The 24106-nt window shown below is 71.1% G+C and carries 17 protein-coding genes; 15 read left to right on the top strand and 2 right to left on the bottom strand.

Annotation, left to right across the window (positions count from 1 at the left end; genetic code table 11):
• Window positions 1-106: 106 nt before the first annotated feature.
• Together WBN91_RS31480 and WBN91_RS31475 are read right to left on the bottom strand one after the other, a co-directional pair.
• A complete protein-coding gene (locus tag WBN91_RS31480) occupies window positions 107-859 on the bottom strand; it encodes a thioesterase II family protein (protein WP_337727884.1) in 753 nt (250 codons plus the stop codon).
• Window positions 852-2093 carry a cytochrome P450 gene (locus WBN91_RS31475; protein ID WP_337727883.1) on the bottom strand — a complete coding sequence of 414 codons (1242 nt, stop codon included), beginning with the start codon at window positions 2091-2093 and terminating at the stop codon, window positions 852-854. Before WBN91_RS31475 ends, WBN91_RS31480 begins: the two co-directional genes overlap by 8 nt.
• Before the next feature lie 486 nt (window positions 2094-2579).
• Here WBN91_RS31475 and WBN91_RS31470 point away from each other — a divergent pair, with 486 nt between their 5' ends.
• The 15 genes from WBN91_RS31470 to WBN91_RS31400 all read left to right on the top strand — a co-directional run bounded on the left by WBN91_RS31470 (window position 2580) and on the right by WBN91_RS31400 (window position 23972).
• Window positions 2580-4259, top strand: coding sequence for a condensation domain-containing protein (locus WBN91_RS31470; RefSeq protein ID WP_337727882.1), 1680 nt, complete (start codon window positions 2580-2582; stop codon window positions 4257-4259).
• 78 nt (window positions 4260-4337) lie between these two features.
• A complete protein-coding gene (locus WBN91_RS31465) occupies window positions 4338-7976 on the top strand; it encodes a type I polyketide synthase (RefSeq protein ID WP_337727881.1) in 3639 nt (1212 codons plus the stop codon).
• Window positions 7966-9267 (top strand): MFS transporter, encoded by a 1302-nt coding sequence (locus tag WBN91_RS31460; RefSeq protein WP_337727880.1) that lies wholly within the window; start codon window positions 7966-7968, stop codon window positions 9265-9267. The genes WBN91_RS31465 and WBN91_RS31460 overlap by 11 nt, the downstream gene beginning before the upstream one ends.
• Window positions 9268-9283: 16 nt before the next feature.
• A complete protein-coding gene (locus WBN91_RS31455) occupies window positions 9284-10540 on the top strand; it encodes a cytochrome P450 family protein (protein ID WP_443217833.1) in 1257 nt (418 codons plus the stop codon).
• A gap of 34 nt (window positions 10541-10574) precedes the next feature.
• Window positions 10575-11276 carry an SDR family oxidoreductase gene (locus tag WBN91_RS31450; protein WP_337727878.1) on the top strand — a complete coding sequence of 234 codons (702 nt, stop codon included), beginning with the start codon at window positions 10575-10577 and terminating at the stop codon, window positions 11274-11276.
• Between the two features lie 14 nt (window positions 11277-11290).
• Window positions 11291-11983 (top strand): thioesterase II family protein, encoded by a 693-nt coding sequence (locus WBN91_RS31445; protein ID WP_337727877.1) that lies wholly within the window; start codon window positions 11291-11293, stop codon window positions 11981-11983.
• Between the two features lie 12 nt (window positions 11984-11995).
• Entirely contained in the window at window positions 11996-12820 is an 825-nt protein-coding gene (locus WBN91_RS31440; protein ID WP_337727876.1) for a mycofactocin-coupled SDR family oxidoreductase, read from the top strand.
• A 72-nt stretch (window positions 12821-12892) separates the two neighbouring features.
• Window positions 12893-15469, top strand: a complete 2577-nt coding sequence (locus tag WBN91_RS31435) for a non-ribosomal peptide synthetase (protein ID WP_337727875.1) — start codon at window positions 12893-12895, stop codon at window positions 15467-15469.
• Window positions 15470-16021: 552 nt separating this feature from the next.
• The gene (locus WBN91_RS31430) at window positions 16022-17164 is read left to right on the top strand and encodes a GH12 family glycosyl hydrolase domain-containing protein (protein WP_337727874.1); all 1143 of its coding nucleotides are present in this window, start codon (window positions 16022-16024) and stop codon (window positions 17162-17164) included.
• Window positions 17165-17232: 68 nt separating this feature from the next.
• Window positions 17233-18390, top strand: a complete 1158-nt coding sequence (locus WBN91_RS31425) for a cytochrome P450 (protein ID WP_337727873.1) — start codon at window positions 17233-17235, stop codon at window positions 18388-18390.
• A gap of 5 nt (window positions 18391-18395) precedes the next feature.
• Complete coding sequence (locus WBN91_RS31420) at window positions 18396-19430, top strand: sensor histidine kinase (protein WP_337727872.1); 1035 nt, start codon at window positions 18396-18398, stop codon at window positions 19428-19430.
• Window positions 19423-20082, top strand: coding sequence for a response regulator transcription factor (locus WBN91_RS31415; RefSeq protein WP_337727871.1), 660 nt, complete (start codon window positions 19423-19425; stop codon window positions 20080-20082). The genes WBN91_RS31420 and WBN91_RS31415 overlap by 8 nt, the downstream gene beginning before the upstream one ends.
• 28 nt (window positions 20083-20110) lie before the next feature.
• On the top strand, window positions 20111-20842 hold the full coding sequence (locus WBN91_RS31410) for an ABC transporter ATP-binding protein (RefSeq protein WP_337727870.1): 732 nt from the start codon (window positions 20111-20113) through the stop codon (window positions 20840-20842).
• A 5-nt stretch (window positions 20843-20847) separates the two neighbouring features.
• Window positions 20848-21504: a hypothetical protein gene (locus tag WBN91_RS31405; protein WP_337727869.1), complete on the top strand. Its 657-nt coding sequence runs from the start codon at window positions 20848-20850 to the stop codon at window positions 21502-21504.
• A gap of 194 nt (window positions 21505-21698) precedes the next feature.
• Window positions 21699-23972 carry an Orn/Lys/Arg decarboxylase N-terminal domain-containing protein gene (locus WBN91_RS31400; RefSeq protein ID WP_337727868.1) on the top strand — a complete coding sequence of 758 codons (2274 nt, stop codon included), beginning with the start codon at window positions 21699-21701 and terminating at the stop codon, window positions 23970-23972.
• Window positions 23973-24106: the final 134 nt, after the last annotated feature.

Genomic DNA, 24106 nt, shown 5'->3' with positions numbered 1-24106 from the left:
TGGGGGAACCGAGGCCCTCCACTTGTAGGTAACACCTACCGCGCGCTCCGCGCGCGAACAACCGCGCTGCGCGCGGGGTCGAGGCGTAGGACTTGCCGGACACCGCCTAGTTTGCCGTCAACGCCTTCCCCACGACGTCCAGCACGTGCGCCACACCCTCCGATGCGAAGAAGTGCCCCCCAGCGACCACATCATGCGTGAACGTCGAAGCGGTCTCCTGGCTCCACGCCGCCATGCGCTCCGCCGACGCCTCTTCGTCATCCACCCCCGAAAACACGTGCAAGGGCACGTCCAACGCCGGCCGAGGCGGCGGCCCCGAAGTCGCCACCACCGTCAGATCCGCGCGCAACGCGGGCAGGAACAGTTCCAGCAGGTCAGGGCGCTCGAACACGATCGGCGGAGTGCCGCCGAGGTCGCGCAGGTACGCCACCAAACCGTCGTCCGACTCGTCCCAGCCCCGCACCCGCGTCATCAACGCGGGCGCGGCGCTGGATGCCACGAACAGCGACAGCGGCAGAGGGCCGCCCAGAGCGCGCAGGGCGTGGGCCAGCCACAACGACACCCGTGCGCCCATGCTGTGCCCGTAGAACGCGAAAGGCGCGTCCAGCACAGGGGACAGGACATCCACCAGCTCGGCCACCAGCGGACCCATGCGTGTGTGCGGGTCCTCGTCCAACCTGGTGTCCCGGCCCGGCAACTGCACCGCCATGACCGACACGTCCGCCGGCAGCTTCTCGTGCCAGTCGCGGAACATCGAGGCCGTGCCGCCCGCGTAGTGGAAGCACACCAAGCGGACCCGGCCGGTTGTCGGGCCGAAGTGGCGCAGTGCCCGCTCTCGGCGGGTCAGCAGGTCACGCACGGCGCTTCGCCGTGATCGGCACGTGCTTGTAGCCGGACACGAAGTTGGACACCAGCCGTTCCGGCTTGCCCGCTGGCGCGAAGTCCTCGTACTGGGCCAACAGCTCCTCGAACAGCGTTCGCAGCGTCACCCGGGCCACGCTGTGCCCGACGCAGTAGTGCGGGCCGATGCCGAACGCCAGGTGCTTGTTGGGCTTGCGGCGGATGTCGAACGTCTCGGCCTGTGGGAACTCCGACTCGTCGCGGTTGGCCGCGCCCAGCCACACCACCACGGCCTCACCGGCGGCGATCGGCGTGTCGCGCACCACGACGTCCTGCGTGGCGTACCGGAGCATGTGGTTGACCGGGGACGCCCAGCGCAGGGCCTCCTCGACGGCCGTGACGCCCACCTCGGGGTCGGCCGACCACTGCGGCAGCACGTCGGTGTCGATGAACTCGGCCATCACGAAGTTCGGCGCGTGCGGCGTGGTGACGTTGGCGCCCAGCAGCAGGCTGTAGCAGTTGGACACGATCTCCGCCGAGGACATGTGCCTGCCCTCGAACCGGGTGTTGATCAGCACGCTGATCAGGTCGTCTCCCGCGTGGTCGCGGCGGAAGCGGACCAGGTCCTGGAAGTAGGCGAACAGCTCGCGGTGGGCCATGTGGAGCGTGGCGTCGCGGCTGCCCTCGTCCTGGTACTCCGGGTCGTCGGCCGCGATGCAGATGGTGGTGAGCCTGCTCAGCCACGGCCAGTCCTGCTGCGGCAGGCCCATCATCGTGCCGGTGACCGACATCGGCATGGCCAGCATCGCCTGGCCCCAGTCGAACACGCCGCCGTCGCCGATCGGCGCGATCAGGTCGCTGACCAGCTCGCGGATGGTGTCGCGCTGCCGGTCCACCGCCTTGACCGCCAACGCCTTCTTCAGCCGCGCCTGCATGATCGTGTGCCGGGGCGGGTCGGTGACCGCGAGCTGCTGGCCGCCGGCCGGGTCGTCCATGCCGAGCAGTTCCAGCATGGTGCCGCGCTCGGAGGTGAACAGGTGGGTGTTGCGCAGCACGAAATCGGTTTCCTTGAAGTGCACCACGTTCCAGAAACCGCGGTCGTCGTCGACCTGGTGCCAACTCAGCCCGTCCTGCGCGCGCAGCTCCCGCCACACCGCGTGCGCGTCGCCGTCGCTGTAGAGGTGGGGGTCGACGAGATCGGTGTTCGCGGCGTGCACCGGGCATCCGGAAACGGTCGCGTTGTGGACGGGCATGACCGGTGTCCTCATCGTTCGGGAGCGCGCCATCCGGCGGGCTCCTGGTCGGTGGGCGGTCGGCGGGAGGGGCGGAGCGGCACGTCCGGGCGCGCGCCGTGGCCACCCGCGGTGTCGATCGCGGGTGTCCGCACTGCGCGATTGTCGAGGGTGTTTCCACGCGAACACCGGTGGGAACAGCGGCCGGAACGCCGCCGCGACCCCCGTGAACGAACTCCCCAGTCCCCCTCGCCGTGGGCTCGACACGTGGTCGTGCCCCACGGCAAGCCAGTCAAGCACCACGTTCGGGAAATCGTCAACCGGGCCGGGTTCGGTCCCGAAGTCCGTTCGTACACAGACAGTCCACAAAGGACCGAAAATTCCGAAGCGGTGCGCTTGACGGAACTCGGCGGGTCTGCCTACGGTCCATTCGGCGGCCCGGTGGAGGGCCTGGCGACGGGGGCACTGGGGCCATTCTCGTCGAAGTGGAATTCCTTGGGGGAACACATGCAATCGTTGCCGGATGCGCGCGCCCTGGTGGCGCCAGGCACCTGGCACCCGGCGACACCCACGCAGCAGGGCCTGTGGATTCTCGACCGGATCGAACGGCTGCGTCCCACCTACCTGCTGCCGACCGTCCTGGAATTCACCGGACCGGTCGACTGTGAAATGTTGACTTCGGCGGTGGAACGCGCGCTGGCCCGCCACCCGGCGTTGCGCTCCCGGTTCCGGCTGGACGCCGCCGCGCGGCGGGTGGAATACCGCACGGACGGTTCCGCGCCCGAGGTGGGTTTCACCGACGCGGTCGCCGACGGCTGGACCGACGACGAGGTCGAACGCCTGGTGGAAGCCTTGTGCTACACGCCGTTCGAGCTGGCCGAGGAGGCTCCGGCGCGGGCCGAGGTGATCCGCCTGGACGCCGGGCGCACGCTGCTCGTGCTGACCGTGCACCACATCGTGTTCGACGGGGTGTCCCGGCAGTTGCTGGTGGAGGAGATCGGCGCCACCTACCGGGCCTTCGCGCGCGGCACGCGACCGGACCTGCCGACCCCGCCGCACCCGGCGCTGGTGCAGGACGGCCCGGTCGACGGTGAGGGGTTCGCCGAGCGGGTCGCGGGCGTGGTGGAGCGGCTGCGCGGCGCGCCGACCACGGTCGCGCTGCCCTACGACGGCGACCCGGACGACCCGGAGCTGTCGATGATCGGCGCCACCGCGGAGACCCTGCTGGACGCCGACGTCACCCAGGCGGTGCTGGAAGTGTCCACACAGGAGGGTTGCACCGCGTTCATGACCGGTGTGGCGCTGCTGGCCGGCACGTTCGCCCGCACCACCGGGCAGACCGACTTCCTGTTCGCCGTCGTGTGGCCCGGCCGCGACGACCCGGCCGCCGCCGACGTGATCGGCATGTTCATGACCACCCTGGTGCTGCGCGTCCGGCTGGACGCCGACACCACCTGGCGGGAACTCCTGCGCACCGCCCGCCTCTCGGGCATGGAGACGTTCATCGACTCCGACGTGCCGCTGGACGCGATCGCCGCCGCGCTGGACCCCGACCGCGACCTGGCCCGCCCGCCGCTGACCCCGGTGCTGGTCAACCTCGCCGAACCCGCGCAGCCGCTGGAACTCGCGCCCGGTGTGGTGGGCGCGTTCCAGCCGCTGCGCCCCGAGTACAGCAAGTGGGACCTGGCGCTGTTCGTCCGCGTGGACACCTCCACCGGGCGCGACCGGCTCGAACTGTCCCTGAACCACCCGGCGGAGCTGTTCACCGCGACCACGACCGACCAGATCCTGGCCGCCCTGCGCCGCAGCGCCGCCGACCTCGCCCGCGACCCGGAGGACACCGTGCTGAACCAGCCCGCCGCGAACCACACCGACCTCGACGACCCGGCCGCCCGGCTGGGCCTGGTGCGGTCCATCTGGCAGGAGGTCCTGGACACCGAGCACGTCGACGACGACGTCAGCTTCTTCGACGCGGGCGGCGACTCGCTGCGCCTGGTGATCCTGGTGGAACGGCTCAGCCAGGCGTCGGGCCGCACCCTGCGCACGGTCGACCTGTTCCGCGCCGGCACCGTGCGCGGCCAGGCCGAGCTGCTCGCCGCGCCCGCCGAGACCACCAGCAGCAGCGGCGGCAGCAGCCGCGACCGACTGCTGGGCGCGGTCCGCGAGCGCCGCACCGACCGGGGCTGACCAACGCCGCCGCTCCCCGAGGACGACCGCGCCTGCTCACGAAGCGGATGCGCGGTCGGTCGGCGCGGCGGAGATCCGGTGGCACACCTGAGGATGGGGGACGAGGTGACCAACACCGAGAACGCGGTCGCGGTCGTCGGCATGGCCTGCCGCCTGCCCGGCGCGAACGACCTCGAGCGGTTCTGGGAGTTGCTGCGCGACGGCGTCGAGGGCATCACCCGGTTCGACGTCGAGGACCTGGTGCGGAACAAGGGCGCCGACCCGGCCGACGTGAGACAGCCGAACTTCGTGCCCGCCAAGGGGGTCATGGCCGACTCGGCCGACTTCGACTGGTCCTTCTTCGGCTACAGCCGGGCCGAGGCCGCCGGGATCGACCCCCAGCAGCGGGTCTTCCTCCAGACCGCGATGTCCGCTTTGGACGACGCCGGCCTGGACCCGACCCGCTTCGACGGCTGGATCGGCGTGTACGCGGGCGCGGACCGCACCCACTCCGGCACCGGCGTGGAGCTGAGCCCGCTGGCGCGGCTGATCGGGCTGGAGAAGGACCACGTCGCCACCCGCGTCGCCTACAAGCTGGGCCTGCGCGGTCCGGCCGTGACCGTGCAGACCTCGTGCTCGACCTCGCTGGTCGCCATCCACATGGCCGTGCAGAGCCTGCTCGGGCGCGAGTGTGACGCGGCGCTGGCGGGCGGGGTGGCGGTGTCGCCCAAGGGCGAGTGGGGCTACTGGCACGAGCCCGGCGGCCCGCTGTCCGCCGACGGCCACTGCCGTCCCTTCGACGCGAGCGCCACCGGCACCGTGCCCAGCGAGGGCGTGGGCGTGGTCGTGCTCAAGCGGTTGGAGGACGCCCTGGCCGACGGCGACCGGATCGCGGCGGTCGTGCTCGGGTCGGCGCTGAACAACGACGGCGCGGAGAAGATGGGGTACACGACCCCGTCCATCCCCGGGCAGCGGGACGTGATCCGGTACGCGCAGAAGCTCGCCGGCGTCGACGCGGCCGACATCGACTACGTCGAGGCGCACGGCACCGCCACCCCGATCGGCGACCCGGTCGAGGTGCAGGCGCTGACCGAGGCGTTCCGGATGTCCACCGACGAGACCGGTTTCTGCCTGCTGGGCGGTGTGAAGGGCAACCTCGGGCACACCAGCGCGGCGGCCGGCGTGGCGTCGTTCATCAAGACCGTGCTGATGCTGGAACGCGGGGAAGTGGTGCCCAGCCTGCACTTCGAGTCCCCGAACCCGTTGCTGGACTTGGACGGCACGCCGTTCCGGGTGTGCACGACGCACGAGCCGTGGCCCGACCGGGGCACGCGGATCGCGGCGGTGAGTTCGTTCGGCGTGGGCGGCACCAACGCGCACGTCGTCCTCCAGCAGGCCCCGGAACGCTCGGCGCCCGCGCCCCGATCGGGTGGGACGGTGCTCCCGCTGTCGGCGGCGACCCCGGAGGCGCTGGCCAAGCTGCGCACCGACCTGGCCGAGAAGGTCCGTGCGGAACCGGACCTGCACGCGGTGGCGCGGACCTTCGCGGAACGCCGGCGGCACAAGTACCGGCAGTCCTTCGCCGTGACCGACCCCGTGCAGGCGGCCCGGGCTCTGACCGCCGCCGGCGACCCGGCCGAACCGCGCCCGCTGGGCAAAGTGGCCTTCCTGTTCCCGGGTCACGGCACCCTGCGCTACAACGCCGGTGCGCCCGCGTACCGGCTGCTGCCCGGCTTCCGGCGCTGGTTCGACGAGATCCGCGACGCCGTGCGGGAGCGCTGCGACGTGGACCTCACGCCGGTCGTGGCCGAGGTCGACGGCGGGCCGGAGTGGTTCGAGGAGGGCACCAACCAGCAGCTCGGCCTGTTCGCCCTCGGCTACGCCCTGGGCCGCCAGCTCATGGACTGGGGCATCACACCGGTCGGCCTGTTCGGCAACAGCATCGGCGAGTTCGCGCCCGCCGCGCTGGCCGGGGTGTGGTCGCCCGGCGACGCCGCCGCCCTGGTGCACGAGCGGGCGCGGGCGGTGTGGCGGGCGGCCCCGCCCGGCCGGATGGTCGCGGTGAACGGCACGGCCGACGAGGTGCTGGCCCGGCTCGGCGACAGCCCGGTCGAGGTGTCGGTGATCAGCCGGGGCGGTGTCGTGCTGTCCGGGCGAGAGTCCGATGTGGATGCACTGCTCGCCGGTGATGCGTTGGCAGGACTGGACATCCGGTTGCTCGCCGTGGACCGGCCTGGTCACAGCGCGGCGATGCAGCCCGCGGCGGACATCCTGTACGGGGTGGTCGCGGACACCGAGGCCAAGCCCGCCGCGCTGCCGCTGGTCTCCAACACGTCGGGCACGTGGGCCGACCCGGACGCCGTGGCCGGCCCCGACTACTGGGCCCAGCAGCTCGCCCGACCGGTGCTGCTGGACGCGGGCGTGCAGACGTTGCTGGACGCGGGCGTGGACACGTTCCTCGAACTGGGCCCCGGCGCCACCATGCTGGGCACGGTCCGGTGGAACAACCGTTGGGACGGCACGAAGACCGGCGTGTCCCTGCTCGGTCGCGCCGAGGACGGCGAACTGGGCCTGCTGCGCGCTTTGGGCGTGCTGTGGGAGCGCGGGGTGGACGTGCTGGGCGAGACCGTGCTCGCCGGCGACAAACCGGTCCGCCGCTCGCTGCCACCGCACCCGTTCCTGGGCACGGATCCCAACGGCGACCAGCCCGCACCGGTGGTGCTGAAGGCGAAGGCGCACCCGAAGCTCGTCGTGGGCGACTCGGTGCGGCCCGTGCTGGAGCGGCTGTGGACGGTGGCCCTGGGCCAGCCGCCCGCGTCCGACACCGACCACTTCTACTCCCTGGGCGGCGAGTCGCTGATCGCGCTGAACATGATGACCCGGTTGCGCGAAGAAGCCGGAATCTCCTTGTCATTGGCCGAATTCTCCCGCGAACCCACGTTCGGGCGACTGGTCGAGCTGGCCGAGCGCGACCGGCCGAAGGTGTCGGCCGCGCCGCTGCCCGTGCGGGCCGTGGCGCTGCGGGAGGGCGTGGGACGGCCGCTGTTCCTGGTCGCCGACGCCGCCGGCACGGCCCTGAGCTACCAGGCCCTGGCCGACGCCCTGGCCACCGACCGCCCGGTGTACGGGCTGGAACCCGACACGGGCGCCCACCGGTCGGTGGAGAAGTCCGCGGCGCAGCACGTGGACGCCTTGCTGGCGGTCCAACCCGAAGGCCCGGTCACGCTGGGCGGCTGGTCGTTCGGCGCGGTCGTGGCGCACGAGATGGTCCGGGTCCTGGCGGAGCGGGGGGTCGAGGTCGACCTGCTGGTGGGCTTGGACGGCTTCGTGCCCGGCCGGGTCGGGCTGCCGCTCGCGCTGGACCCGGAGTTCCTCTACAGCCACGTCTGGTTCCAGGCCGCCGGCGTCCTGAACATCGGCGAGGTCGGCCGCCAGATCCGGCGCAACCCCGCGCTGCGCAGGGTGTTGCTGGACAAGGGCCGCGTGCTCGCGCCCTACCGGCCGCGCCCGGTGGACTGCCCGGTCGTGGTGTTCAAGGTCGGTGTGGACGCCCGCGGCGCGGCCAAGCTCGCCGCCCGGCTCACGCCCCTGTACGGCGGCGCTGTGCGGGTCGTGCCGGTGCCCGGGAACCACTGGTCGGTGTTGACCGAGCCGCACGTGCACCGGCTCGCCGCAGAGTTGCTCACCACGTTGCCCGGCGAGGCGCCGGTCCGGAATGAGGTCGTGGATGTCCACTGAACCACGCGAGCTGACCGCCGAGCCCGAGGCGGGGTCCGACCCCGCCGCGGAGTCCGTCGAGGCCGGCGCGCCGCCCGAGAAGCCGTTGATCAAGAACCGGGACTTCCAGGCGCTGTGGAGCAGCGAGGCGTTCGCGGCGGTGGCCAAGGAGACCGCCGAGATCGCCTACCCGCTGCTGATCCTGGCCACCACCGGGTCCGCGCTGTACGCGGGCATCGTCGGCTCGGCCCAGCTGATCACCGCCAGCGTGATGTCCATCCCCGGCGGCGTGCTCGCCGACCGGCTGGACCGCCGCCTGCTGCTGATCGGCTGCAACGTGGTCCGGGTCGTGCTGCTGGCCCTGTTCGGCCTGCTGATCTCCACCGACAGCGCGTCCATGCCGGTGATCTTCGGCATCGCCCTGGCCTCCGCGGTGTGCTTCGGCATCTCGCAGCCCGCCGGCCTGGCCGCGATCAAGGCGCTGGTGCCGGCCTCGCAGCTGACCCAGGCCACCGCGCAGAACCAGATCCGCTACTTCGGCGCGACGATGGCCGGTCCGCCCATCGGCGGCGCGCTGTTCGGCCTGGCGCGGGCGTTCCCGTACCTTGCCGCCGCCATCGGTTTCCTGATCTCCACCGTGCTGCTGCTGTTCGTGCGCAAGCCGATGCAGATCGACTCGGGGGAGCAGACCAAGGAGAAGCGCGGCACCGCCGAGGGGTTCCGGTTCCTGTTCAAGCAGCCGATCCTGCGCCCGCTGATCATCTGGATCATGGGGTCGAACATGGCGTTCACCCACTCCGGCATCTTCCTGGCGCTCATCGCGACCGCGCAGACCCGGGGCGCGTCGGAGTCGTTCATCGGCGCGACGCTGGCCCTGGCCGGGGTCGGCGGCCTGGTCGGCTCGCTGGTCGCGGGCTGGGTGTTCAAGAAGGTCAAGCCGTCGGTGATCGTGCTGTGCGGCGCGTGGATCGGCCCGGTGGTGGCGATCCTGCTCGCGGTCACGCCCGGCGTGATCCCGCTGGGGATCATCGTGACGCTGGTGTTCATCCGCGGCCCGATCATCAGCACGCTGTTCCTGTCCTACCTCGCCGCCGTCGCACCGGACAAGGTCCAGGGCCGGGTGCTGGGCGCGGTGTTCTTCATGTCCATGAGCGCGGCGCCGATCGGTGTGTTCATCGTCGGCGCGGTGTTCGACCTGGCCGGTTCGACGTGGGTGTTCGTCGTGATGTGCGTGATCTCCGGGGTGGCCGCGCTGCCGACCCTGACCAAGCGCATCCGCAACCTGCCCGCGCCCGAAGCCGTCGCCGTCTGAGAAGCCAGCGGAGGAGATGGAAGTGAGCACCGAAGCCGCGTCCGGCGTGGACTACGAGAAGCTGCCGCCGGAGTTCTTCACCGAGCCCAACCCCGACCGCCACGCCGACAACGCGAAGCTGCGCTCCAAGTGCCCGGTGCACCAGGTCAACCACCCGGTGGGGGCCGAGGCGTACGTGGTCATGGACTACGACACGGTCAGCAAGATGTTCTCCGACCCGCGGCTGTCCAAGAGCGTGTCCAAGGCGCCGGCGTGGTGGCAGGACCTGCTCAAGGACTCCAGCCCGATCCTGATCAAGAACATGCTCACCGCCGACGCCCCCGAGCACACCCGGCTGCGCAAGCTGGTGGCGCAGGCGTTCACCCCGCGCAAGATGGCGGCGCTGCGGCCGAAGATCCAGCAGACCTGCGACGAGCTGATCGACGCGTTCGGCGAGGGCGGTGCCGACCTGTTCACCGAGTTCGCGCTGCTGCTGCCGCTCAAGGTGATCTGCGAGTTCCTGGGCGTGCCCTTCGAGGACCGGGACAAGCTGCACGAGTGGGGCCTGTACCTCAGCGGCGCGCCGTACCACACCGACGAGGAGAACGCGAAGCTCAAGTGGGCCAGCGACAGCATGGAGCGCTACCTGAGCGACCTGCTGGCCCGCCGCCGCGCCGAGGGCCTGGGCGAGGACCTGGTCAGCGTGCTGATCCGGGCCGCGGACGAGGACGGCCGGTTCACCAACGACGAGCTGGTCTCCACCCTGGTCCTGCTGATCAACGCCGGCCACAAGACGACGGCGAACCTGATCTGCAACGGCATGGAGGCGCTGTTCGCGCACCCCGACCAGCTGGAGCTGCTGCGCTCGGACCCGAGCCTGGCGCCCAACGCGATCGAGGAGTTCCTGCGCTACGAGTCGCCGGTCTACCGGGGCACGCTGCGCGTGGCGGCCGAGGACATGGAGCTGCACGGGGTGCCGATCGGCAAGGAGGCCTTCGTGCACCTGATGATCAGCTCCGCCAACCGCGACCCGGAGGTCTTCGAGGACCCGGACCGGCTGGACATCAGGCGGCAGAACATCCGCCACTTCTCCTTCGGCCACGGCGCCCACTTCTGCCCCGGCTCGCCGCTGTCGCGCCTGGAGGGGGAGATCGCGTTCAACACCCTGCTGCGCCGGCTGCCGGACATCGCCCTGGGCGTGCCGCACTCCGAAGTCGCCTGGCTGTACGACAACTCCGTCGGCCGCGGGGTGACCAGCCTGCCGGTGACCTTCACGCGGAAGCTGCCAAGCTAGGCGGGTCTTGATCACAACCGGTTGGGAGCACCACATGAGCGACACCCCCGTCACCCTGATCACCGGCGGCGGCAGCGGCATCGGCGCGGCCACCGCGCGGCAGCTGCTGGCCAAGGGGCAGCGGGTGGCCGTGGTCGGGCGCGGACGCGAGCGGCTGGACACCTTCGCCAAGGAGGCGGGCGAGCCCGACGAGCTGCTGACCGTCCAGGGCGACGCCTCGGACTGGGACTTCGTGCAGGAAGCCGTCGCCACGACGAAGGAGCGGTTCGGGCGGTTGGACGCCGTGGTCGGCAACGCGGGCTGGGCCTCGCACGACGACATCGCCGAGGGCGACCCGACCAAGTGGAAGGAGATGGTCCTCACCAACGTGCTCGGCCCGGCCCTGCTGGTGCGCGCCGCGCTGCCCGCGCTGAAGGAGACCAAGGGCCGGATCGTGCTCGTCGGCAGCGTCGCCGGGCACGTCTACGCGGCGGGCAACATCTACGGGATCACGAAGTTCGCGGTGACGGCCCTGGCGGAGAACACCCGCCGCCAGGTCACCTCCGACGGCGTCGGCGTCACCCTGATCTCGCCCGGCCGCACCGAGACCCCGTTCTGGGACGAGTTCGGCGCGCTGCCCGACGGCCTGCTGCTCTCGGCCGACCAGGTCGCCGACACCATCGTCTACGCGCTGGGCCAGCCCTCCGGCGTGGACGTCAACACCATCGTCATCCGGCCCATCGGCCAACCCGTCTGAGGGGAACGCGTGAAGTGAAGATCGGACTGGTGTGCCTGCCGTTCGCCGGGGCGGGAGCCTCGTTCTTCCACCCGTGGGCGGCGCACGCGGGTGACCGCCTGAAGGTGCTGCCGCTCCAGCTGCCCGGTCGGGAGCGGCGCATCGACGCCGAGCCCTACCGGGACGCGCACATCGCCGCCGACGAGCTGCTGCCCGAGTTGGTGGCGCAGCTCGACGGGCTGACGGACGTGGTGCTGTTCGGGCACAGCCTGGGCGCGGTGCTGGCCTACGAGCTGGCCCACCGGGTGGCGCGGCGCCCGGACCTGACCCTGCGGCACCTGTTCGTCAGCGGGTCGCCCGAGCCGCACACCCAGCGGCCCCAGCGGGCCACCGGTCTGGACGACGACGCCTTCCTGGCGCGCGTCTCGCAGTTCGCGGGCTTCACCCACGAGGCGTTGCAGGACCCGGAGATGCGCGAGCTGATCCTGCCGACCCTGCGCGCCGACGTGGAGATGCACGAGAACTACCGGCCGAGCACGCACGACCGGTTGCCCGCGCCGATCACGTCGTTGCGGGGCTCGGAGGACACCCTGGTGACGGCGGCCGAGGCCGAGCGGTGGTCCGAGGTCACGGGGGCCGGGTTCGAGTACGTGGAGGTGCCCGGCGGCCACATGTACCTCACGGAGTCCGCGCCGCAGTTGCTCAAGCTGATCGACACCGCGGTCTAGGGGGAGACACCGATGCGCTTGACGGGGAAGGTCGTCGTCATCACCGGCGCGGCACGGGGGATCGGGCGGGCCACTGCGGTCGCCTGCGCCGCCGAGGGCGCGGACCTGGTGCTGCTGGACGTGTGCGCGGACCTGCCGGGCGTGCCGTACCCGCTCGGGTCGGCCGGCCAGTTGGAGCACACGGCCGCGCTGTGCCGTGACCGGGGCGCGTCGGTGCTCACCGCGAAGGCGGACGTGCGGGACACGGCGTCGGTGCGTGACGCCGTGTCCCTCGCGGTCGAGCGGTTTGGGCGGTTGGACGCCGTGGTCAACAACGCGGGCATCGCCGCGCCCTCGGGCAAGCGGGTGCACGAGATCACCGAGGACGAGTGGTCGCTCATGCTCGACGTGGACCTCACGGGGGCGTGGCGGCTGATCCGCGAGGTCGGCCAGGCCATGAGCGACCAGCGCTCGGGCAGCATCGTCAACATCGCCTCCACCGCGGGCCTGGTCGGCTACCGGCACTTCGCCGGGTACGTGGCCGCCAAGCACGGCCTGGTCGGCCTGACCAAGGCCGCCGCGCTGGACTACGCGCCGATGAAGGTGCGGGTCAACGCGGTGTGCCCGGGCAACGTCCGGGACACCGCGGAGGCGGAGGGTCGGATGCTGCGCGAGATCGCGCGGGCGCTGGACGTGCCGGCGGACGAGCACGTGGCGGCCTTCACGCAGTCGCAGCCGATGAACCGGCTGGTGGAGCCCGACGACGTGGCCGGGGCGGTGGTGTTCCTGGCCTCCGACGAGTCGGCGCAGGTGACCGGCTCGGTGTTGACCGTCGACGGCGGCTTCACCGCGCACTGATCTGCAAGGCGGCTTCACCGAGCGCTGACCTACTAGGCGGCTTCACCGCGCACTGATCTACTAGGGGGAGAAGTGTTTTCAGGTGCCCGATGCCACGCGCTGCGCGTCCGCCTCGCCGCCGCGCCCGACGCCGAGGCGCTGACCACCCGGCACCGGCTGTGGGTGGAGGACGTGCCCGCCGCATCCGGTGATCCCCTCGCGGACCGCCGACGCGAGATCGAGCTGAGCCGTCCGACCGCCGACCTGCGGTGCACCCTGCTGCGCTACCGCGACGGCGTGGCCGACCTGGTCCTGGTGGCGGACCGGGGTCACCTCGACCCGGCTGCCCTGCGGGCTACGGCCGCCGCGCTGATCGGCGGCTCCGCGGCGGGGGCGGTCGCGCGGGACGTGGTCGCCGTCGCGGCGGCGGGGATCCCGGACTGGGCGGCGGCGCTCGGAACGGCGGCGGCCGGGTCGGTCGAGCTGTGCCTGCTGCCGTCCGAGGCCGGCACGGTGGACACCTGGCGGACGGCGCTCGCGATCACCTTGGTCCGCTACGCGTCGGTCGACTCGCCCGCCTTCGCGGTGATCGGCACGGACGCCGGCGCGCTGCGCGTGAACCCCGGGTCGGGTGTTGAATCGACCGATGAGCCTGCTTCCGTTCATCTCTTGGTGTCCGATGTGGACTTCGGCCCGAGCGAGTACCGGCCGTGCCTGGCGCCGCCGCTGCCGTTGACGTTCTCCTTGTGGCGCAAGGGTGACATGGTCCGCCTGCGCTGCGATCACCAGGCCGGCCGCATCTCGCCGGACCAGGTCGCCCAGTTCACCCGGCACCTGGCGCACGTGCATCGCCAGGTCGTGGCGAACCCGGACGTGGCCGCCGACGACGTCGAGTTGCTCGACGCGTCCGAGCGCGCCCGTGTCGCCGCTCTGGGCCGTCCTGCTGAGTCCCTGGACACCACGCCTGTTCGCATCGATACCGCCTTCCGTGCGGTGGCGGCCCGCACACCGGATCGGGTGGCGGTCACCGATGGCCAGGTGTCCCTGACCTATCGGGAGCTGGACGAGCGGTCGGACGCCCTGGCGAGCGGGTTGCGCGCGTTGGGCGTGGCCGACGGCGACCGGGTCGGGGTGTGCCTGGAGCGCACGACCGAACTGGTGGTCACGCTGCTGGGGGTGCTGAAGGCGGGCGCGGCCTACGTGCCGACCGACCCGGCGTATCCGGCGGACCGGCTGGCCTACACCGCTCAGGACGCCGGCCTCCGGTTGGTCCTCACCCGGCTTCCGGAGTTCCCCGGTGCCACCGCTCTTACGCCTGACGAGGTCCGCGGCACCGTGGCAGTGGAGAGCGCCGTGTCCGCGGACGACCCGGCGTACGTGATCTACACGTCCGGGTCCACCGGCCGGCCCAAGGGCGTGGTCGTGCCGCACCGCAACGTCCTCGCCCTGGTCGACGCGACCCGTGACGAGTACGGGTTGGGGGCGGACGACGTGTGGACCCTGTTCCACTCCAGCGCGTTCGACTTCTCGGTGTGGGAGATCTGGGGCTGCCTGCTCACCGGCGGACGGCTGGTCGTGGTGCCCTACTTCGTCTCCCGCGAGCCCGAGCGGTTCCGCGACCTGCTGGCCGCCGAGCGCGTCACGGTCCTGAGCCAGACGCCGTCGGCGTTCGCGCAGCTGCTCGACGTCCGCCACGACGACCTGGTGGTGCGGCTGGTGGTGTTCGGCGGCGAGCCGCTGGACCAGCGGGCGCTGCTGCCGTGGTTCGACGTGCACCCGGAGTCGGTGTGCCGGGTGGTGAACATGTTCGGCATCACCGAGACCACCGTGCACGTCACCCACCAGACCGTCACCCGGGCGGATGCGCTGGCCGGCTCCCGCTCGGTCGGCCCGGCCCTGCCCGGCTGGCACCTGTACGTCGTGGACCCGAAGGGACGCCTGCTGCCACCGGGCGTGCCCGGCGAGATCTGGGTCGGCGGCGCAGGCGTGGCGGCGGGCTACCTCAACCGCGACGACCTGACCGCCCAACGCTTCACCGAGGACGCCTTCGCACCCGGCCGCGTCTACCACTCCGGCGACCTGGGCCGCCTGCGCCCGGACGGCAAGCTGGAACACCTGGGCCGCATCGACAGCCAGGTGAAGGTGCGCGGCTTCCGCATCGAACTGGACGAGATCCGCGCGGTCCTGCTGGAAGACCCGGACGTCCGCACCGCGGCGGTGGTGGTCCGCCGCACCGACCCGGCCGACGCCGCCACCGCCCGCATCGACGCTTACGTGGTGCTGGCTTCAGGCGAGGCGTCCGCTGTCCGCAAGCGGGCGGCCGACATCCTGCCCGACTACATGGTTCCCGCGACGGTGACGGCGCTGGAGTCGTTGCCGCTGACCACGAACGGCAAGCTGGATGCGGCGAAGCTGCCGCCTCCGGTTACCGCGGCTCCTGCGGAGACCCCGATCGGCGACGACCTGGCGTCGCGGCTGTGCGAGGTGTGGGGCTCGGTGTTGGGTGTGCCGGTGGGGTTGGACGACGACTTCTTCGAGCTGGGTGGCAACTCGTTGTTCGCGGTGCGGATCGGCGCGCGGATGCGGGAAGGCGGGCTGCCGCCGTTGCAGCTTCGCGAGCTGTACCGGCACCCCACCATCCGCTCGGTCGTCTCGGCGCTGGGTGGCTAGCTCTCAAGATCAAAAGCTAGCAGGGAGACCACCGATGGGGGGTGAAGGGCGTCGGTTCCCCCACCGCATGGCCTGGCGGAGCCAACCACACTTTCGGCCGGGTGCCGCTAAAATTTTTGCTCGTCCCTCACAAAAATTTCGGCTGCACCCGACCGAAAGTGCGGTAGCCCTTCGGGCAGGCCATACGGTGGGGGAACCGAGGCCCTCCACTTGTAGGCAACACCTACCGCGCGCTTCGCGCGCGAAGGCCGCGCTGCGCGCGGAAAGCGGCGCGGTCGGTGTGCTGTGGGGCGCGTGGGCTTGCGGCCGGCGGGTGGGACCGGCGTGATTCGGTTGAGGTGCGCGTGGGTGGTGCGTTGCCGGAGTGGTGTCGGGTGGGTGAGCCCAGGGCTGCGGGTCGGGTAAGGGCGGCGGGGTGGCCTGCGGGTGTGGCCTGCGGGGGTGTCGATGGTCGCCTTGCGGGCTGGTGTGTGGGGATTGGTGTGTGGTTCCATCCGTTCTGGGAGCGCTCCCACATCGGGGTGGGGTCGCCCCGGACGAGGTGAGGACGACATGAAGCCATCCCGGTTCCTCGGGGTCGCGGTGCTGGCGGCGGCGCTGGCTCTCCCGGTTCTGCCGACCGCGGCGCAGGCCGATACGCGGATTTGCGAGCAGTACGGGTCCACCACCATCCAGGGCAAGTACACCGTGATGAACAACCGCTGGGGCAGTACCGCCGAGCAGTGCATCAACGTCACGGGCAGCGGTTTTCAGATCGTCTCCCAGAAGGGCTGGACCTCGGGCGGCGCGCCGCTGTCGTACCCGGCGGTCTACGTGGGTTGCCACTACGACAACTGCTCGCCGGGCACCAACCTGCCGCGGCAGGTCAGCCAGATCGGCAGCGTCCCGTCGTCGATCTCCTACAACTACGTCGGCGGCACGTACAACGCCTCCTACGACATCTGGCTGGACCCGACGCCCAAGCGGACCGGCGTCAACCAGATGGAGATCATGATCTGGCTGAACCGGCAGGGCAACATCCAGCCCATCGGCTCACGGGTCGGCTCGACCGGCATCGGTGGCCGGACGTGGGAGGTGTGGCAGGGCAACAACGGTGGGAACGACGTGGTGTCCTACGTGGCGCCCTCGGCGATCCCGAGTTGGTCGTTCAACGTCATGGACTTCGTGCGGGACGTCGACGCCCGGACCCGCGTGGACTCGTCGTGGTACCTGACCAGCGTGCAGGCCGGGTTCGAGCCGTGGCAGGGCGGTGAGGGTCTGGCGGTGAACAGCTTCTCCACCGACGTTCAGGCCGGCGGCGGCACCACCGGCGGCACCATCGTGGGCCGGGGCAGCGGTCGGTGCGTGGACCTGGCGCAGCGCGGCACGGCCGACGGCACCGTGGTCCAGCTGTGGGACTGCAACTCGGACTGGAACCAGAAGTGGACCCGCAACGGCTCCCGCTTCGTGAACCCGCAGACCGGCAAGTGCCTGGACGTCAACGGCGCTTCCACCGCGGACGGCGCCCTGGTCCAGCTGTGGACGTGCAACGGCACCAGCGCCCAGGACTGGCAGGTCAACGGCAACGGCACCATCGTCAACCCCAGGTCCGGCAAGTGCCTGGACGCGGCGGGCTCGGCCAACGGCAGCCGCCTCCAGATCTGGGCCTGCAACCCCAGCGGCACCCAGGCCAACCAGCTCTGGACCCTGAACTGACGCCCACGCCGGGCTTTGCGTAGTTCCACGCACGAACTCCGAGGCGTCCGCGTTGCACAATGCGGATCATGAGCTACGCACGCCGGCACGAGGACCGCTTGCTCTGGGCCGGACGGCCGGCGCTGTTCGCGCTCCTGCGCTTCGGCGGTCTCCTCGGTCCCGTCCGACACGTCCCGCGCCTGGGCTGGGTGGTCACCGACCCGGTCCTCGCGCGGGCCGTGCTCAACGACGGCGCGCACTTCACGCTCCTGGGCGAGGGTGGGGTGGGGCACCTGTGGGAACAGGTGCTCGGCGACTACGTCAACCGGATCTTCGACGGCCCAGGCCACGCCGACCTGCGGTCCCGCGCCCGCGACCTGTTCACCGACGCCTCCGCCCAGCAGTTGGTGCGGAAGGTGTTCGACCCGGCCCTGGCCCCCGCGCTCGACCGGCTGCACGCGGGCCGGGCGGTGGACCTGGCGGACCTGTCCCGAGTGCTGGTCGGGCGCATGATGGGCGAGTTGCTCGGGTTGGGGCAGGACGACCCGCGTGGGCTGTTCGAGACCGGGGAGCGGCTGGCGTCCCTGGCGCTGGGCAGCGCGACCTCGACCGGCCTGCCGCCCGAGGTGGTCGCCCAGGCCAAGCCGATCATCGCCGAGCTGACCCGCAACGTGCCGACGGCCTACGCCTCCGCCGACCCGTCCACCCTCCTGGGCCGGTGCCGCGAGCTGGGCCTGAGCCTGGAGGAGACCTCGGGACTGGCCGCCCTGCTCATGGTCGCCGGCACCGAGACCGCCGCCACCGCGATGACCCGCACCGTGGCCCTCCTGCACGACACCGGCGAGCAACACCGGCTCCTCGCCGACCCGGACCTGCTGCCCGTGGCGGTGCGCGAAGGCCTCCGGGTCACCACGCCCGCTCCGGTGATCGGCCGGCACGTGTCGCGGGACACCATCCTCGCCGGGAGGGAGCTTCGCGCCGGACAACGAGTCCTCCTGCTCACGTATGTCGCGAACAACGCCGCCGGTCCGTTCTCCCTCGACCGTCCCTACAACCCGCAGACCCGCCAGCTCTGGTTCGGCGCAGGCCGGCACCTGTGTCTGGGAGCGGCGTTGGCGCGGGCCGAGATCGGGCACGTGTTGCAGGCGGTGTTCTCGTCCGGCCGTCCGGTGGTGGTCGGTCCGCGCCGTCCGGCCCGCGGGGTCCTCATCCCGTCCTACCGCTCACTGCCGATCCGGCTGGGCTGACCGCCGTGTACCGGTCGATCTCCGCAGACGCCGGCGTGGCCGCTCTCTCGGTGCTGGTGTTCTGGCTCCCGTTTGACGAGCGCGCCGAGCCCGCGCTCATCGCAGTGTTTGTCGTGGGCGTTCTGTTGCGGTCGTGGTGGCCCGTGACCGCGTTCGGCGTCACCGCCGCCGCCACACTCGTCGGTGCGATTCTCGGCTGGACGCAGGACCCGTTCACCGCCGCTGCGTGGGTGCTGTACCGGGTTGCGGCCACGCGTGAAGGTCCCGCGAAGGCTGTGTCGGCGGCGTTGGGGACTGTGGTCGTTGTGCTGGTCGCGGTCGGGACGCCGGATGGTGCGGGCGTCGCCCAGTACGTGGCGGTCAGCGTGCTGGTCACCCTGGGGGCGTGGCGGCTGGGCACCGCTGTGCGTCGGGAGCGGGAGGAGGCACTTCGGGGTGCGCGGGCCGAACGGGAGCAGGCCGTCCTGGCTGAACGTCTCCGCGTGGTGCGTGAGGTGCACGACGTGGTGTCGCACTCCCTTGGCACGATCGCCGTGACCGCCGGCGTGACCGCCCACGTGGCCGGGGACGACGCCGAACGGCTTCGGCATGGCCTTGAGCGAGTGGAGGAGACCGGTCGGCAGGCGCTCGACGAGCTGCGTTCGGTCCTGCACACCGTCCGCTCGAGTCCATCCCCGCCAGGTGACCTCGGGTTGTTGGTTGAGCGCGCGCGAGCGGCCGGTATCGAGGTGCACACCGACTTCGATCCGTTGGTGCCGCCGACGTTGGTGGTGTACCGGATCGTGCAGGAAGGCCTGACCAACGTCGTTCGCCATGCGCCTGGCGCGCGCTGTGAGGTGGCGGTGCGGCGGACCTCTGCGGGCATCGAGGTCACGGTTGTCGATGACGGTCCGGGGGTGGTTGGGGACCGGGCACCGGGGCATGGTCTGGTGGGGTTGCGCGAGAGGGTGGCGGCGTTGGGCGGGGAGTTCGAGGCGGGGCCGGGTGCCGGGGGTGGGTTCGTGGTGCGAGCGGTGGTGCGGGAGGTCGGGGATGGGTGAGCGGATCAGGGTTCTCGTTGCCGAGGACCAGGACCTGCTGCGGATGTCGTTGTGCGAGCTGGTGTCCGCGACTCCGGACATGGTGTTGGTCGGCGAGGCCCGGGACGGCGGTGAGGCGGTCGATGGCGTGAACCGACTGCGCCCGGACGTCGTGCTGCTGGACATACGTATGCCCGTGTTGGACGGTCTCGAAGCTATGCGGCGGATTTTTGCGTCATCGTCCAACACAAAAGTACTGGTACTCACCACCTTCGACCTGGACGAGTACGTGTACGAGGCGTTGCGGATCGGTGCGACGGGGTTCCTGCTGAAGAACGCCGGGGTCCCGGAGATCCTGCGCGCCCTCCGGACCGTTTACCGGGGGGATGCGCTGTTGGCGCCGGAGGTGACTCGGCGGGTGGTTGCCGAGTTCGCCGCACGTCGGAGTGGACCTCGGGAACGGTTCGAGAGCTTGACGGTGCGGGAGCGGGAGGTGGTCGCGGCCGTTGTGCGGGGGTTGTCGAACGAGGAGGTGGCGGCGGAACTGCTGCTGAGTCGGGCGACGGTGAAGACCTATCTGAGCAGGCTCTTCGACAAGCTCCAGGTCCGTGATCGGACGCAACTGGTGATCCTGGCGTACGAGTCCGGCTTCACCGACACCCTCCGCAACTAGCCCTGTCTCGAGTCAACCTTTGGCCGATGTGCGTGCTGGTGATCGGGGCGAGCCTGGGCGCGTGATCGAGATCGTCAACCTCACCAAGCGGCATGGTCGCCGTACCGTCCTCCATGATGTGGGCTTTACCGCGCGCCCTGGCCGGGTCACCGGGTTTCTCGGCCCGAACGGGGCTGGGAAGTCGTCGACGTTGCGTATTTTGCTCGGCCTGGACTCCGCTGATGTCGGCACCGCTCTGATCGACGGCACGCCGTACCGGCGGTTGCGTGATCCGCTGCGGACGGTCGGGGCGGTACTGGGTGGCAGTGGCGCCCACCGGGCTCGGACTGGGCGTGCGCACCTGGCGTGGGTGGCACGTAGCAACGGCATCGCGCGGTCGCGCGTGGCCGAAGTCCTCGAGCAGGTCGGGTTGAGCGGCGCGGGGCGGGTTCGGTCCTACTCGACCGGGATGGGGCAGCGGCTGGGGATCGCGGCGGCGCTGGTGGGCGACCCGGCGGTGCTGGTGTTGGACGAGCCGTTGAACGGGCTGGACCCCGAGGGCATCCGCTGGGTCCGCCGGTTCCTGCGCGCGCGGGCCGCCGAGGGGCGGACCGTGCTGCTCTCCAGCCACGTGATGGCCGAGGTCGCGGCCACCGCCGACGACCTGGTGGTGATCCACTCCGGGAGGGTCGTCGCGCGCGGCACGGTGGACGAGGTCACGGGCGGCCACGGGTCCCTGGAGGACGCGTACTTCGCGCTGACCGAACCGCGGGAGAGGTGAGCGTCGTGCTGAACGCCGTTCGGGCCGAGTTGGTCAAGCTGGTGACGGTGCCCTCGACCTACCTCGCGGCCGGGGTCAGCGTGCTCGGAACTACTGGAATCGCCTTGCTGAACTCGCGCGTGACGCCCGACGCGGGCTTCACGGCTGTGCCGTTCGGGGCGATCGGGGTGATCGTGCTGGGTGTCCTGATCGCCACCGGAGATACCCCGATCAGCGTGCTGTGCGTGCCCCGGCGTGGGGTGCTGCTGGGTGCGAAGGTCCTGGTGGTGGCGGTGGCTTCGGCGGTGCTGGCGGGGGTCACGCTGGTGGCTGCGGTCCCGTTGGCGGAGTTGGGGTGGCGGGCTGTGGGGGCGGTTGTCTACTGGGTGTGCTCGGCGTTGATCGCGTTCGCGGTGGGGTCGCTCAGCCGTAGTGCGGTGGTGCCGTTGGTGTTGTTCATCGTGAACTCGGCGTTGGTGTCGGTGACGTACCTGCTGACCAAGGTCACGCCTCTGGCCCGGTACTTGCCGGACGTGGCCGGCGCGCAGATGTTCGTCCGGGACTATCGGGCGGAGGACATGCTGTCTCCGGTGGCTGGGGGCGTGACGATGGTGGTGTGGACGGTCGTGTTGGTTGTGGTGGCCGGGGTGGTGTTCACGCGCCGGGACATCGGCGGGGCCTGAACTTCACCCGGCGGGCGGGCACGATCACCGGTCCGAGTGGATTCGGTGCGGGTTCGATGTGTAGTGGGACCGCAGGAATCGGGGAGTTGCTGCACCCGGGTGGTGGGCGGGCCATGCCTTCGAGTACTCGACAGCCGGGTGCGTGGGTGTCGAGACTCGGGGGTCTGGGTTCCGCCCGACGGAAGAAGCCGACGATGTCTCGCTCAACGGTGTTGGTCGCAGTGGACGGCGGCGCGGGTGGTGCGGTCGCGCGGGACCAGGTGGAGGCGATCTGCGCCGAGTTGCGCCAGGAGGGCCACGGCATCGTCCGCGCGCACACCGCCGAGGACGCGCTGGCGTCGACCCAGAGCCGGGCCGACCTGTCCGCGGCGCTGGTGTCGTGGCACCTCGACGCGCCCGAGGACGTCCTGCGCGCGCTGATGCGCCGGTTCACCAAGCTGCCGGTGTTCCTGGTGACCACCGCGACCTCCGTGGACGACCTGCCGCTGTGGGTGTCGGAAGCGGTGACGGGGTACGTGTGGCTGCTGGAGGACACGCCGGACTTCATCGCGGGCCGGATCGGGGTCGCCGCCGACCGGTACCTCGACGGCGTCCTGCCGCCGTTCTTCCGGGAACTGCGCCGGTTCGACGACACCCACGAGTACTCGTGGCACACCCCGGCGCACGCCGGTGGCGTCGCGTTCCTCAAGTCGCCGGTCGGGCGGGCGTTCTTCGACTACTACGGCGAACGCCTGTTCCGCACCGACCTGTCGATCTCCGTGGCCGAGCTGGGGTCGCTGTTCGAGCACACCGGCCCCATCGGCGACGCCGAGCGCAACGCCGCGCGGATCTTCGGGGCGGACCTGACCTACTTCGTGCTGCACGGCGACTCCACCGCCGACCGGATCGCCTGCCACGCCAGCATCGCCACCGACGAGCTGGTCCTGGTCGACCGCAACTGCCACAAGGCGATCTACCACGGCCTCACGATCACCGGTGGTCGGCCGGTGTACCTGGTGCCCACGCGCAACGGGTACGGGCTGATGGGGCCGATCCCGCCGAAGGCCCTGACCGCGGGGGCGGTCGCGGAGCAGGTGCGGCGCAGTCCGTTCGCGGCCGGGGCCGCCGGCGCCGAGCCGGTGTACGCGGTGATCACGAACTCCACGTACGACGGGCTGTGCTACGACGCGGTGCGCGTCGCCGAGTTGCTGGGCGAGACGGTGCCGCGCCTGCACCTGGACGAGGCCTGGTTCGCCTATGCCCGCTTCAACCCGTTGTACGCCCGTCGGTACGGCATGTCGGTGGACGCCGGGGCGTTGTCGGACGAGGTGCGGCCGACGGTGTTCTCCACGCAGTCCACGCACAAGCTGCTGGCCGCGATGTCGCAGAGCTCGATGGTGCACGTCAAGAACTCGCCGCGCTCGCCGGTCGAGCACCGGCAGTTCAACGAGACGTTCATGATGCACGCCACGACGTCCCCGCTGTACCCGATGATCGCGGGTCTGGACGTCGCCGCCGCCATGATGGACGGCCCCGGCGGCCGGTGGCTGACCGACGAGGCGATCACCGAGGCGATCCGCTTCCGCCAGGCCGTCGCCCGGCTGGGCCGGCGCATCCGCGACGCCGGCGACCGCCCGGACTGGTTCTTCGGCACCTGGCAGCCGGACCAGGTCACCGACCCGGCGACCGGCGAGGTCCACGCCTTCGCCGACGCGCCCCTGGACCTGCTGCGCGGCGAACCGAGCTGCTGGACGCTCACACCCGGCGCCGAGTGGCACGGCTTCGAGGGCATGGAGGACGGCTACTGCCTGCTGGACCCGGTGAAGGTGTCCGTCACGTGCCCCGGCGTCGACGCCGTCGGGAACGTCGGCGGCATGGGCATCCCGGCGCGCATCCTCACGCTGTACCTGGAGGCGCGGGGGATCGTGGTGGAGAAGACCGACGCGTACACGTGCCTGATCCTGTTCTCGATGGGCATCACGAAGGGGAAGTGGGGGACGCTGCTCGACGCCCTGCTGGACTTCAAGGCGCTGTACGACCGGGGTGCCGCGGTGGCCGAGGTGCTGCCCGAGTTGGTGCGCGCCCATCCGGACCGGTATGCGGGGTTGAGCTTGCCGGCGCTGTGCTCGGAGATGCACGAGCAGTTGAGCAAGAGCGAGTTGACGGCTTTGTTGGACGAGGCTTTCACGCACCCGACGCCGGCGGTGGCCACTCCGGCGCAGACTTATCAGCTGTTGATCCGGGGTGGTGCGGAGGCGGTTCGGCTGGACGGGATCGCGGGGCGGACCGTGGCGACGATGGTGGTCACCACGCCGCCGGGGATTCCCGTGTTGATGCCGGGGGAGAGTGCGGGGGAGGCGGAGGGGCCGATCTTGCGGTATTTGCGGGCTTTGGAGGCGTTTGATCGGGAGTTTCCCGGGTTTCCCAGTGAGACCCACGGCGTAGCCCGTGATACCTCCGGCGACTACTGGATCACTTGCTTGCGCTAGGGCGCTTGGGGATGTGCGCTGCGCGCTCTTGGGACGCGCTTCGCGCTCTCAAGCTGTCGCGCTTCGCGCTCTCAAGCTGTCGCGCTTCGCGCTCTCAAGCTGTCGCGCTTCGCGCTCTCAAGCTGTCGCGCTTC

The sequence above is a fragment of the Saccharothrix sp. CCNWYY140 genome (assembly GCF_037401995.1).
Lineage (GTDB): Bacteria > Actinomycetota > Actinomycetes > Mycobacteriales > Pseudonocardiaceae > Actinosynnema.
The sequence above is the reverse complement of the archived record's forward strand: the minus strand, read 5'-3'. Positions and strand labels throughout refer to the sequence as shown.